The sequence below is a fragment of the Qipengyuania pacifica genome, from assembly GCF_019711555.1.
GTDB classification, from domain to species: Bacteria; Pseudomonadota; Alphaproteobacteria; order Sphingomonadales; family Sphingomonadaceae; genus Qipengyuania; species Qipengyuania pacifica.
Window position 1 is genome coordinate 1 of the sequence record NZ_JAIGNQ010000003.1, and the last position, 12979, is coordinate 12979.

The 12979-nt window shown below is 63.1% G+C and carries 11 protein-coding genes and 2 tRNA genes; 4 read left to right on the forward strand and 9 right to left on the reverse strand.

All coding sequences use genetic code 11. The annotated features are described in order from the left end of the window. Window positions 1-234 precede the first annotated feature (234 nt). Window positions 235-1614 carry an NAD-dependent succinate-semialdehyde dehydrogenase gene (locus K3177_RS09720; RefSeq protein ID WP_221598126.1) on the forward strand — a complete coding sequence of 460 codons (1380 nt, stop codon included), beginning with the start codon at window positions 235-237 and terminating at the stop codon, window positions 1612-1614. Window positions 1615-1741: 127 nt separating this feature from the next. Here the strand turns inward: K3177_RS09720 and K3177_RS09725 are convergent, their stop codons facing one another. After that, window positions 1742-1906: a hypothetical protein gene (locus tag K3177_RS09725; protein ID WP_221598127.1), complete on the reverse strand. Its 165-nt coding sequence runs from the start codon at window positions 1904-1906 to the stop codon at window positions 1742-1744. Between the two features lie 154 nt (window positions 1907-2060). Next, entirely contained in the window at window positions 2061-3734 is a 1674-nt protein-coding gene (gene ettA, locus K3177_RS09730; protein ID WP_103025173.1) for an energy-dependent translational throttle protein EttA, read from the reverse strand. A gap of 147 nt (window positions 3735-3881) precedes the next feature. Between ettA and K3177_RS09735 the strand changes: the two genes are divergently transcribed. Next, a complete protein-coding gene (locus K3177_RS09735; RefSeq protein ID WP_221598128.1) occupies window positions 3882-5231 on the forward strand; it encodes a M20/M25/M40 family metallo-hydrolase in 1350 nt (449 codons plus the stop codon). A 7-nt stretch (window positions 5232-5238) separates the two neighbouring features. Here the strand turns inward: K3177_RS09735 and K3177_RS09740 are convergent, their stop codons facing one another. The 5 genes from K3177_RS09740 to K3177_RS09760 all read right to left on the reverse strand — a co-directional run bounded on the left by K3177_RS09740 (window position 5239) and on the right by K3177_RS09760 (window position 9725). Then, on the reverse strand, window positions 5239-6585 hold the full coding sequence (locus tag K3177_RS09740) for an MATE family efflux transporter (protein WP_221598129.1): 1347 nt from the start codon (window positions 6583-6585) through the stop codon (window positions 5239-5241). Window positions 6586-6636: 51 nt separating this feature from the next. Beyond that, window positions 6637-6713, reverse strand: a tRNA-Pro gene (locus K3177_RS09745). Between the two features lie 26 nt (window positions 6714-6739). Next, window positions 6740-6816: transfer RNA gene (locus K3177_RS09750), tRNA-Ile, on the reverse strand. 56 nt (window positions 6817-6872) lie between these two features. Continuing rightward, entirely contained in the window at window positions 6873-7874 is a 1002-nt protein-coding gene (locus K3177_RS09755) for a polysaccharide deacetylase family protein (protein WP_221598509.1), read from the reverse strand. A gap of 12 nt (window positions 7875-7886) precedes the next feature. Then, on the reverse strand, window positions 7887-9725 hold the full coding sequence (locus K3177_RS09760; protein ID WP_221598130.1) for a sensor histidine kinase: 1839 nt from the start codon (window positions 9723-9725) through the stop codon (window positions 7887-7889). Between the two features lie 228 nt (window positions 9726-9953). Here K3177_RS09760 and K3177_RS09765 point away from each other — a divergent pair, with 228 nt between their 5' ends. Continuing rightward, window positions 9954-10415 (forward strand): Lrp/AsnC family transcriptional regulator, encoded by a 462-nt coding sequence (locus K3177_RS09765; RefSeq protein ID WP_103025164.1) that lies wholly within the window; start codon window positions 9954-9956, stop codon window positions 10413-10415. Beyond that, window positions 10412-10846, forward strand: coding sequence for a GFA family protein (locus K3177_RS09770; RefSeq protein ID WP_345725384.1), 435 nt, complete (start codon window positions 10412-10414; stop codon window positions 10844-10846). The genes K3177_RS09765 and K3177_RS09770 overlap by 4 nt, the downstream gene beginning before the upstream one ends. A gap of 40 nt (window positions 10847-10886) precedes the next feature. On the opposite strand, the gene K3177_RS09775 is transcribed toward K3177_RS09770, so the two are convergent. Next, window positions 10887-11495, reverse strand: a complete 609-nt coding sequence (locus K3177_RS09775; protein WP_221598131.1) for a hypothetical protein — start codon at window positions 11493-11495, stop codon at window positions 10887-10889. Window positions 11496-11622: 127 nt separating this feature from the next. Next, the gene (gene accC, locus K3177_RS09780; RefSeq protein WP_221598132.1) at window positions 11623-12972 is read right to left on the reverse strand and encodes an acetyl-CoA carboxylase biotin carboxylase subunit; all 1350 of its coding nucleotides are present in this window, start codon (window positions 12970-12972) and stop codon (window positions 11623-11625) included. Window positions 12973-12979: the final 7 nt, after the last annotated feature.

A 12979-nucleotide genomic window follows, 5' to 3' on the forward strand; every position in this document is an offset into this window, starting at 1 on the left:
CATTTAGCGCAGAAATAGGATTGTTCGAGAGGGGGTCCTACGGCTGGTGGCGGGGACGGCTGCAGTCATTGGCGAGAGGGCGATGGCGCGCCGGGCCAGGCTGGATTCCCGCCTGCGCGGGAATGACGAGAGCGGGTGCGGGGCGGTGGGCGAAGTTGTTCGACCAATTAGTGTTGGAACGTTCGGGGGCGCTCGTTCCTTGAGTCGGTAAACAGACACGAAAGAGAAACCCCCATGTCCACCATCACCACCGTCAATCCCGCAACCGGCGAAAACATCGAGAGCTTCGAGATGATTTCCGCCAAGGACGCCGCGGCCAAGGTCGAGGCCTGCCACAAGGCCTTTAGCGAATGGAAGCTGAAAAGCCTGGAAGACCGAGCTGCCGTTATCGGCGGCATCGCCAAGGCGCTGCGCGACAACAAGGAAGAACTTGCCCAGTTGATGACGCGCGAGGTCGGCAAGCTGATCGGCGACAGCCGTGACGAGATCGAGCTGTGCGCCGGCATCTGCGACTATACCGCCGCCACCGGGCCGAAGGAGCTGGCCGACGAAAAACGCGATCCCAGCAATGCGGCGCGCGGCATCGTCACCTATTCGCCGATCGGCGTGATCTACGGCATCCAGCCGTGGAATTTTCCCGCCTATCAGGTGATCCGCTATGCCATCGCCAGCCTTATGGCCGGGAACGGCGTGCTGCTGAAGCACTCCTCGCTCTGCACCGGCAGCGGACTGATGATCGAGAAGATATTCAGGGAAGGCGGCCTGCCCGAGAACCTGTTCACCGTGCTGGTGATCGATCACGACACGTCGGACGAAATCATCGCCCACGACAAGGTTCGCGGCGTAACGCTGACCGGATCGGACGGGGCGGGGCGCCACGTGGCGGAGAAGGCGGCCAAGGTCATCAAGAAGACCGTGCTCGAGCTGGGTTCGAACGATGCCTATCTGGTGCTGGAAGACGCCGATCTGGCGAAGGCAGCCGATGTGTGTGCGCAGGCGCGCCTCTACAACAACGGCCAGACCTGCATCAACGGCAAGCGCTTCATCGTGACCGACAAGGTCTATGACGCGTTTCTGGAAAAGTTCGTCGGGCGTTTCGAAGGGGTCAAGCTTGGCGATCCGACCGACAAGGATAGCGACATGGGACCGATGTCGTCGGCGGACCTGCGCGACGATCTGCAGAAGCAGGTGGACGAATCCGTATCCAAAGGCGCCAAGATCGCCTGCGGCGGCAAGATCCCCGACGGACCGGGCGCGTTTTATCCCGCGACCGTGCTCACCGATGTCGCACCGGGACAGCCGGCCTATGACGACGAACTGTTCGGCCCGGTCGCCAGCGTGATCCGCGCAAAGGACGACGAGGACGCGATGCGCCTCGCCAACGACAGCCGTTATGGCCTTGGCGGCGGCATATTGTGCGGCGATACCGACCGCGCGATCGAACTGGCGAGCAAGCATTTCGACACCGGCATGGTGTATATCAACACCTATGGCGTGGCGGACCCATCGATGCCCTTCGGCGGGGTGAAGAATTCCGGCTATGGCCGCGAACACGGCGGCTTCGGCGTTAAGGAATTCGTCAACGCGAAGGCGATCTTCATCGGCGCGGAGTAACTAGCTCGTCGATCTTGCAGAGGGCCGTAAGCCAATCCGGGGCTTGCGGCCCTTCTGTCTGAATTAGGCGTGGTTGCGCGGTATTATGCGTTGCGGCAGCGCAACCGCAGCGATCTGCTGGACGCCCTTACCGCTGCGCGGCCGCCGCATCCCGTGCATTGTCGCGCAGCGCCATATCCTTGCCCAAACTATAACCAAAGACGATAGCTACCACGAGAACGAGCCAGAACAGCGTTGCGGCCTTGAACAGCTTGTTGTGCTTCGATTGGTTGGCCGTTGAATGGTTCGTCACTGAAAGCTCCCTCGAACAGCGGCAGGCTATGTACCAACCGGAACAAGGTCAATCAGTTTGGCCAGAACGCCTGGCCCGCCTTTCGTCATCCCCGCGCAGGCAGGGATGACGAAATACGGTGGAGAGACTGACGCAAAGCGCGGCCTCAGCCTTTTCAGCGCGTAAGCTTCTTGTACGCCAGCCTTGTCGGACGGTCCGCAGCGTCGCCGAGGCGGCGGCGCTTGTCTTCTTCGTAGGCTTCGAAGTTGCCTTCGAACCATTCCACGTGGCTGTCGCCTTCGAAGGCGAGGATGTGGGTGGCCAGACGGTCGAGGAAGAAGCGGTCGTGCGAGATGACCACGGCGCAGCCGGCGAAGTTTTCGATCGCCTCTTCCAGCGCGCCCAGCGTTTCCACGTCGAGATCGTTGGTCGGTTCGTCCAGCAGCAGCACGTTGCCGCCTTCTTTCAGCATCTTGGCCATGTGCACGCGGTTGCGTTCACCGCCCGACAGCTTGCCGACGTTCTTCTGCTGGTCGGCGCCCTTGAAGTTGAACGCGCCGACATAGGCCCGCGTGCTGGTGTCGTGGCCGTTGACCTTCATGTAATCGAGCCCGTCGGAGATTTCCTCCCACACGTTCTTGCTCGCATCGAGATGATCGCGGCTCTGGTCGACGAAGCCCAGGTGGACGGTCGAACCGATTTCCACCGTGCCGCTGTCGGGTTCTTCCTTGCCGGTCAGGATCTTGAACAGCGTGGACTTACCCGCGCCGTTCGGGCCGATCACGCCGACGATGCCGCCCGGGGGCAGCATGAAGGACAGGTCTTCGAACAGCAGCTTGTCGCCATAGGCCTTGGTGATGTTCTTGGCTTCGATGACCTTGCCGCCAAGACGTTCGGGCACCTGGATGACGATCTGGGCCTTGCCGGGCTTGCGATCCTTCTGGCCTTCCTGGAGTTCCTCGAACTTGCGGATACGGGCCTTGGACTTGGTCTGGCGGGCGCTGGGCGTCTGCCGGATCCATTCCAGTTCGCGCGAAAGGGCTTTCGAGCGGCCGCTTTCCTCGCGGCTTTCCTGTTCGAGGCGCTTGGCCTTCTTTTCCAGATAGGTCGAGTAATTGCCTTCGTACGGATAGTAGCTGCCGCGGTCGAGCTCGAGGATCCATTCGACCACATTGTCGAGGAAGTAGCGATCGTGGGTGATCATCAGCACCGCACCCGCGTAGTCCTTGAGGTGGTTTTCGAGCCACTGGACCGACTCTGCGTCGAGGTGGTTGGTCGGTTCGTCCAGTAGCAGGATGGAGGGCTTCTGGATCAGCAGGCGGGTAAGCGCGACGCGGCGCTTTTCACCGCCCGACAGGTCGGTGACGGGCCAGTCGCCCGGCGGGCACCGCAGCGCTTCCATCGCGACTTCGAGCTGGTTGTCGAGCGTCCAGCCGTCGACCGCGTCGATCTTGTCCTGCAGTTCCGACATCTCGGTGCTGAGCGCGTCGAAATCGGCGTCTTCCTCGCCCATTTCCATGCCGATCGCATTGAAGCGTTCGACCATGTCGGCGATGCCGCGCGCGCCGTCCTTGACGTTTTCGAGCACGGTCTTGCTTTCGTCGAGCTCGGGCTCCTGCTCGAGATAGCCGACGGTGATGTTCTCGCCCGGCCATGCCTCGCCGGTGAAATCGGTGTCGATGCCGGCCATGATCTTGATCAGCGTCGACTTACCTGCGCCGTTGGGGCCCACGATGCCGATCTTGGCGCCCTGGTAGAACTGCAGGTTGATGTTGCTGAGCACCGGCTTCTGGGCACCGGGGAAGGTCTTGGTCATGTCCTTCATCACGAAGGCGTATTGCGCGGCCATCTGGCGAATCCTTTTGGCGAGATCTGGAGTGGGGCGGGGCACCGCCCGCGTGACATGGGCCCGCAGATAGGGATGCAGGCGCAAAGGAGCAAGCGGAACGCGCAAAGCGGTGGACAGCGCGGGCCGGGCGACATAGCAGATGCGGCCATGCACAAACCCATCCTCGCGCTTGCCGCGCTTTCGCTCACCGCTCCCGCCCATGCCGACACCGCCGACGACGCGCTGAAAGGCGATACGATCGCGTGGGATTTCGTGGAGGGAATCACGACGGAAGTGGGGCCGCGTATGGCCGGTACCGAAGCCGAAGCGCGCGGGCGCGCCTGGGCGCTGGAATGGCTGAACGCCAACGGCTTCGCCAATGTCGTCGAAGAACCTTATGATATGCCGACCTGGGTGCGCGGGGAAGAACGCGCCGAGATTACGGGTCCGTTCCCGCAGCCGATGCAGATCACCGCACTGGGAACCAGCGCATCGACTGGACCGAAAGGCATCGAGGCGGAAGTGGTCTATTTCCCCAGCTATGCCGACTTGGAAGCGGCGGCACCGGGCAGCCTGAAGGGCAAGATCGCCTTCATCAGCCACGACATGCGCCCGACGCAGGACGGTTCGGGTTACGGCTTTGCCGGCCCGGCGCGCTGGACCGGCGCGGGGCTGGCCGCCAGCAAGGGTGCCGTGGCCACGGTCATCCGCTCGATCGGCACCGAAAACCACCGCACGCCGCATACCGGCGGCACGAGCTTTCCCGAGGGCGTGAAGGCGACGCCCGCCGGTGCGCTATCGAACCCCGATGCTGACAATCTGGAGCGCATTTTCGCACGCGCCGATGGCCAGCCGGTTACCATGCGGCTGACCATGACCCCGCGCGATGTCGGCACCACCAAGAGCGGCAATGTGACGGGCGAGATCGTAGGGCGCGATCCTTCGCTGCCGCCGCTGCTGCTGGCCTGCCATCTCGATAGCTGGGATCTTGGCACGGGCGCAATCGACGACGGTGCAGGCTGCGGTATCGCCGCTGCCGCCGCCAAGCATGTCGCCGCCGCCGGCCAGCCGCTGCGCACGATCCGCGTGCTGTTTGCAGGTGCGGAAGAAACCGGCCTGTGGGGCAGCAAGGCCTATGCCGCGGCCCACGCGGACGAGCCCTTCATGGTGGGATATGAAAGCGATTTCGGTGCCGACCGCATCTGGCGCATCGACAGCAATTTCACCAAGAGCGATCCCGAACTCTACAAGGCTCTGGCGCAGGCCGTGGCGCGTTTCGGGGTTGCACCCTCTGCCGCTGTGGCGACGGGCGGGGCCGACATCAACGTGATTCGCGAGCAAGGCGCCGCGATCATCGATCTGCAGCAGGACGGCACGCGCTATTTCGACCTGCACCACACGCCCGACGATACGCTGGACAAGATCGACCCCGAACAGCTGCGCCAGAACGTGGCTGTGTGGACGGCGGTGACCAATGTGCTCGCCAACCACAACCGGCCGATCGTAGTTGGGGAATGACGCCTGCCTAGGGCCGGGCGGCGCGGAAATGCCGGGCGATCAGCCTGCGCATTGCCACCAGTTGCAGCCCGGCCCGAAGGACGAGGAAGCCGATGAAGCTGAGCCACAGCCCGTCGTTGCCGAGCGGCCAGGTCAGCCATAGCAGGACGGCATAGCCCGCGACTGCGCCGACCATCGTCAGCAGCAGGGCGCGCGTCCAGCTTGCCCCCACAAAGACGCCATCGAGCACGAAGCCCGCGAACCCTGCCAGAGGGATCGCAACGAGCCACGGCCATAGCTGGCGCGCCTCGCTCGCAACGGCAGGCGTAGCGGCGAAGCTGTCGGTAATCGTGCCGCCGATGGCGGCGAAGACAAGGGCCAGCAGGGTGGCAACACCTAGGCAGCGCCACAGGATCAACCGGATATAGGCCGTGAAGCCGACTCGGTCTTCATCGCCGGCTCGTTCGCCGTTGATGACCTGCGCGGCGTTTTCGAACCCGTCGAGCAGCAGCGCCGAAAGCACGAAGAGCTGGTAGATGATGCCGTTCGCCGCCAGGACGACGGGCCCGCGTTCCGCACCCAGCCGGGTGAGGGCAGTGATGGCGACCATCAACACCACCGTGCGCAGGAACAGGTCACGATTGACGGCGAGGAAGGGCTTGAGGGCGGCGAGCGAAACGCTTGTCCTCGACCGTAGCGCCTCGCCGATCTCGCCCCCGGCAATGCGCCAGATGACCAGCGATGCGATCGCCAGCTTGGCAAATTCGGCCGTGAAGCTGGACCAGCCGATCCCGGCAATGCCCCAGTCCAGACCGAGCGCCAGCCACAGGCCGAGCGCGACGTTGAGCAGATTGTAGAAAACCTCGATCGCCAGCACTTCGCGCATCCGGCGACGACCGACGAGAAAGCCGACCAGCGCGAAATTGGCCATGACGGCTGGTGCGCTCCAGTACCGGATGTCGGCATAGACCACGGCGGCCGTGCGCACGCGGGCTTCGGCCCCGAGGGCATCGAGCAGCAGCGGCATGAGCACCGGCTTGGCCAATAGCAGCAGCGCGGCGATGGCGCCGCCGACGACCAGACCCTTGATCAGAACCGCCGCCTGCGCCTGCGCGCCGGAGCGTGTGCCCGCCTGCGCAACGAGGCCAGTGGTGCCGGTCTTCAGGAAATTCATCACGGTGAACAGCGCGGCGAACAGCTTGGCCCCGATATCGACCGCGCCTTGCGTCGGTGCATCGCCAAGCTGGCCGACAATCCACATGTCGCCCACGCCGATCAGGGCCGTGGCGACATTGGTCACCATGGCGGGCAGCGCGATGGCCCAGATCAGACGGGTGTCGAAAGTGGGGGAGGGTGCGGCTGTCTGGCTAATCAAACGGCGCACCTCCCGTGCTTCGCTTGCGACATGTCTGCCCTGCTGGAAATCTGGTCGGGGAGACTGGATTCGAACCAGCGACCCCTTGTACCCAAAACAAGTGCGCTACCAGGCTGCGCCACTCCCCGACCGATTTCCCGCAAAGCGCCGAGCTTGGTGGGCCCGGCAGGACTCGAACCCGCGACCTAGCCGTTATGAGCGGCCAGCTCTAACCAACTGAGCTACAGGCCCCCAGCCACGCCGTGCGGAAAAGCGCGCCTAGCCGCGGTGCGTGGACGTTGCAAGCTCTAGCGAACAGCAGAGGCGATGATTTCTTCAACCGTCGTCGGGCGGACGTCGCGCGCACGCAGATAGGAATAGACGCCGCGCAGCCAGTCATACAGCCGATCCAGATCATCTTCATTATGGACGTAGGGCGTATGCCCCGGCGCGAGCGAGGGGCTATGAAAACTCAGGACCAGCAGCGGCAGATCATCGTCGATGGCGATATCGACGGCGCGCAGCGCTTCCTCGAGCGTGATGTCTTCCGGTGTAAGGCCGATTCGCTCCAGCATCCCGGTCTTGGCGAGTATGCTGCCAAGCAAGGGGTAGCGATGTGCGAGCGGGTACAACTGCTGCCCCTGCTGGCGCAGCATGCCCCAGAAGGACGTGGTCAGCGGAAGTTCGAGCAGGGTCTTCCCTGCATCGGCCCAATAGGGTGCAACCGGATGGCGGCTGTAATCGGGGCCCCCTTCATCCGTGTAATCGAACCGGGCGCGCACCGAACTGTCGATGGCGATACCGCCTTCACCCAGAAGCCCCGCCGTATGCGGGCCAAGGCCATAGCGGCCGGCACGGTAGATCAGCGGGGCCGCGCCGAAGTTTTCCTCCACCAGATCGCGCAGGCGATGAAATTTCTCGGCTTCGAGTTCGGGAGGAAGATTGCCAGCAAAGCTGTTACGGCGGTTTACCTCTTCGTGGTGGGGCGGGTTGACCCAAGGGTGTAACTGGACGCCGATTTCCGCCTGTCCGCGGCGTATGGCATCGCCGATGATCTCCTGCGCACGGGCATCCTGGGCCACGGGCCAGTCGACGAGATAGACGGGAGAGACACCGATCCCTTCGCAGAATTGCTGAAAACCGGACAATGCCGCGATATGGTCGAGACCATATCCATCTGCACGAAAGGGCGCTTCCCAGTCGAATTCCTCTTCCGTGTCGATCGTCAGCAGCGAACGCTGTCCGAACCCATCGGCAAAGCGCGCAGTCTGCGATGAGGCCGGCGGGTTCAGGAGGTCGACTTGGCTGATGGCGTAGGTTTCCTAACCGGCCGCGCGATCGGGCGCATCGGCAGGGCTAGGCAGGGCATCGCTGACGGTCAAGAGAGGGAGGGTAAGGACGAGCGAATCGCCTGCGCGTGCCAGTTCGCCGCCTGCGGCGCGCGCTTCTGCCCGGGCAAGGCGGAGAGAGAAGCCGGCCCCGAAGATACCGGAGCTGAGCGTGCCGCCACCGGCCCTGACTTCCGACGCGAAGATATTGTCGGCCTGCACAAGCTTGGACGGAAGCTGCGCGCGCAGGGCCACCTGTTCGCCATCGAGATCGAGCGACAGGGCGACGTTTTCGCCAGCGCCCGTGGCGCCCGCCAGGGTCGCGAGTACGCGCCAGCCGAGCATTTCCGCTTCGTTCTGGGCCAGGGCGAGTCGGGCGGGCATGTCGGTCAACCTGGCATCGAAGCGCGCCACACGAGGGCCGAGTACCGTCTGGAGCTGTCCGATCTGCGCGCGCGCGATCGCGGCGAAATCGCTTTCGCCCGAATCAAGATCAAGCGCGCCGGTTTCCAGCCGCGCCAGCCGGTCGAGTTCGTCGAAACCGGCAAGAATGCGCGCGCTGTCACCGGCGATGGATGCGGCCAGAGCGCGATATTCGTGCGGCGTCGGGCCAAAGACCTGCTGCTGGATCACTTCCGCATAGCCCTGCATCGCATTTACCGGGGTGCGCAGTTCGTGGAGAAGCTGGCGCAGGCGATCCGCGCTGCGCTGGGCCCGGTCGTCGACCGGTGCGACCGCGCGGCGGAAGCGGCCAACATAGCCGTAGAAGCGCCCGTCGCCGCGGGTGAAGCGGGGGGCGGCGTCGACGATCCAGTCGCCTTCGATAGCGTCGGCGCCGCGAAGCGCGATGGCAAGTTCGTGAACCGGCTGGCGGTTGGCGAACGCCGCAGCGAAATCGTCCGAAGCCACATCCCCTTCGCGGCGCTGCGACAGATCGAGCCCGACGACCATGGGCGCAATTTCCGGTTCGGCCCAGTCGATCCTGCCTTCGGAATTCGTCCCGAAGCTGAAAGCGTCGAGCTGTCTGCGCGGCTGCGTATCCTCCAGACCGGCAAGCGGGAGGGTGGGAGCATCGCCATCCCGCGATTGCGGGCTGCGCGCCTTGCGGAAGGTCTCGATCCGCTCCACCAGAGCGCGGATGCCGTCCGATCTGCCCGAAGGTTCGGCAGCAGGACGGGGGGCAGAAGGCGCGGCGACAGGCTCGGGCCGGGCTGATGGTTCTGCCGGTGTGGGTGTGGGTTGTTCCGGCTCGGCTACCGGCGGATCCGGTTCGACGTCGCTTGCAGGTGCGGCCTCTTCCTGGCTTTGCGGAAGCACGAGGGGTTCGACATCGTCGAAATCAACCGCTTCTGCCGGGAGATCCCCGGCAGGTTGAACAGGCGGCGCGGCAATGGGCTGCGGCAGGGCGCGGTCGGATACGCCCAGCCGGTCGAGCACGCGCACAGCACCATCGGGCAGATCCCGGCGATGGCGCAGGAAGCCGCGCGCCCTGATCGGAAGGCGTGGGATCAGTTCGGCCCATTCCTCCCCGGTTAGCTGCGCGCGGTACAGTGCCGCCCCGGCAATCGAGGGGTGTGCTTCGCCAAACCAGCGCACCAGTTCAGGATTGCGGAAGCGCCAGCCGTTTTCACCGACGATGGCTGCGCGTTCGGGAGTAGGAATCATTTCCGCCAGCGCGATCAGGCGCAGATAGGCGGCCGCTTTCAGAGCAGGGTCGCCGGCCTGCGGCCGTTCGCCAAGCAGGTCGAGCAACTGGCGGAACTGTGTCTTTGCCGCGCGCGCACTGGCGGCGCGGTGGCGCAGCACAGTAGCAAGGCGGTCGTCAAAATGCATCGATACTCCGGTGACAGGCAATTGTTTGCGATACGTAAACCATCGCTCAGTGCAGGTTCTAACCGTGCAAAACTTACGCTGAACGGAAAGTTGCCTGCGCGTTGCAAAGCGAGACAATTGCTGGCAAAGATAATAATGTTAGCCAAGACGGCTGCATCGCGTTGTCAACATTTCGTGGAAGTTTCGCGATGCCCCGCCGGTGGCGCCAGGGTAGCAGGAACGTATTATATGGCCAATCTCGACGAAATCGACCGGCGATTGCTCGGTGAACTCCAGAATGAAGGGAGAATCACCAATGTAGAACTCGCCCATCGCGTCGGACTGACCGCGCCGCCCTGCCTACGCCGTGTACGCGCTCTCGAAGAGGACGGGGTAATCCGGGGCTATCACGCCGAACTCGACCCCTCGAAGCTGGGATTTTCCATCACGGTTTTCGCCATGGTGAGTCTGAAGAGCCAGGCAGAAGATTCGCTGCGTGAATTCGAAATGGCGATGCGCGACCTGCCCGAAGTGCGCGAAGTGCACATGCTCAACGGCGAAATCGATTTCATCATCAAGATCGTCAGCCGCGATTTGCAGAGCTTCCAGGAATTCCTGACCAGCAAGCTGACGCCTGCGCCCAATGTGGAAAGCGTGAAAACCTCGCTCACCATTCGGACCAGCAAGCACGAGCCCGGCGTCCCGCTGTGACCGGGGCTGCGTCGATCGAAGGCCACTGCCTGTGCGGCGCGGTGACGATCACGCTCGACAATCCGGTGCAGCAGGTCGAAATTTGCCAGTGCGGCATGTGCCGCCGATGGGGCGGCGCATTCTACAGCGCGCAAAGCGGGGACAACCCGCAGGTGACAGGCGCAGACGAGATTACCGAGTTTCGTTCCAGCGAATGGGCAGAGCGGGCGTTCTGTTCGAAATGCGGCAGCAATCTATGGTTTCGCTTCCTGCCGACCGATAATCGCAGCTTTTCCGCCGGGCTATTCGATGCCGCAGCCACCCACGGGATCGAGAAGGAGATATTCGTGGACGAACGCGCAGATTGGTGCAGGATCGAAGGCGACCATCCGCGCCGGACGGGCGAAGAGGTGATTGCCGAAGCGAGGGCGGCTGGGTTCAACTTCGATTAGCGGGGATCGTATCTAGCGCCGCGATATACGGCAGTACCTGTCAAGTCCGCGCCGGAATGTCCCGGCAAAGATAGGCAACTGCGTAAGATTTATCCCAACAGCGCAGCAGACCTTCTAGGACATCTAGATTTTGCGGCCATGGCAGGGAGATGGGCTGGCCATCAGCTCCAACTGCATCGTCCCATCCTGCCGGCTTGGGCTCTTTCGCCAAACCCGTAATCGCTGCTTCAAGGGCAGCTTTGTCGCGGTTCAGGAAAGCCAGCGTGCCATCGACGTAGAGGTTCCACGCATTTCCCGAGGCAGCCCGACCTTCGCGGTCAATCTTCTCGAAGATCGGCAGCGCCAAATCGTTTCGGTGACCGAAGGCCCACATCTGCGCTTCGTGCCACAGCAGAATTTTGGCGAGGCTACGGTCGCGCGGATCGGTCGGATCGAGATCATCTTCATGCTGCGATTGCCAGTCACGCAGCAACTCTGCGGCATCTATATAGCATTCGGCATCGTAAAGTGGGCGCCAGCCTTGGCCTTCGGTTTGGTCGAAGGCAACGACATCACGCGCAAGCTCCGCTTCGCGATCGTAATCCAGACTGCAATCGGACGGAACGGGCTCGGCAGCAGCAAAGGCGAGCGTCATAAGAAGGGTGAGCATCGGGAAATACTCATCGTGAGCCTTCCCGATGTCAACCGGACCGCTTGGCGACCATATCCCGAAAGGTTGGCCCGCGCATTTTGCACTGCCATCGGCTTACATTTTCAAGCGATGGCGGGCGAGGCGCCTATATATCTCGCGTCTTGAGCCATTCTTCGAGCCATTTGATCGAATACTGGCCGGTTTTCACGTCGTCCTGCTGCAAGAGTTCCTGGTGCAAGGGGATGCTGGTTTTGACACCCTCGACAACCATTTCTTCCAGTGCGCGCTTGAGGCGCATCATGCAGCGTTCGCGGTCGCGACCATAGACGATCAGCTTGGCGATCATGCTGTCGTAATAAGGCGGGATCGAATAGCCTGCGTAGAGCCCGCTATCGACGCGCACATGCATGCCGCCCGCGGCGTGATAATAGGTGACCTTGCCGGGGCTGGGCGCGAAGGTGAAGGGATCTTCCGCGTTGATGCGGCATTCGATCGCATGGCCCTTGAACTCGATCTGATCCTGCCGGCAGGACAGTTCCTTGCCCGACGCGATGCGGATCTGTTCGCGCACCAGATCTATACCGGTAATCATTTCGGTCACCGGATGTTCGACCTGGAGGCGCGTGTTCATCTCGATGAAATAGAACTCGCCGTTTTCCCAGAGGAACTCGATCGTGCCAGCGCCGCGGTAAGCCATGTCGCGCATGGCCTGGGCGCAGATTTCGCCCATGCGGTCGCGCTCTTCGGTCGAAAGGACGGGCGAGGGCGCCTCTTCGAGGACCTTCTGGTGGCGCCGCTGGAGCGAACAGTCGCGTTCGCCCAGATGGATGGCATTGCCATTGCCGTCGCCGAAGACCTGGAATTCGATGTGGCGCGGATCGCCGAGATATTTCTCGATATAGACGGTGGCATCGCCGAACGCGGCTTTCGCTTCGCTTCCGGCCTGCTTCATCAAGGTTTCGAGCTGGTCTTCGCTTTCGCAGACCTTCATGCCGCGGCCGCCGCCGCCGCTGGCGGCCTTGATGATCACGGGATAGCCGATTTCCGCCGCGATCTCGCGCGCTTCCTCAACCGTTTCGACCGCGCCGTCGGATCCGGGCACGAGCGGCAGGCCAAGGGCGCCGGCCGTTCTCTTGGCTGCGACCTTGTCGCCCATGGTGCGGATATGCTCGGGCTTGGGGCCGATCCACGCGATGTCGTGCGCTTCGACGATCTCGGCAAACTTCGCGTTTTCGGACAGGAAGCCATAACCGGGATGGATCGCATCGGCATGGCTGACTTCGGCGGCCGAAATGATGTTGGCGATATTGAGATAGCTGTCGGTCGCGGCCGGTGGGCCGATGCACACGGCATGATCGGCCAGACGGACATGCATGGCATCGGCATCGGCGGTAGAGTGTACCGCGACGGTTTCGATGCCCATTTCATGAGCCGCGCGGTGAATGCGCAGCGCGATTTCGCCCCGGTTGGCGATCAGGATACGGGAAATGCTCACGGGCGAC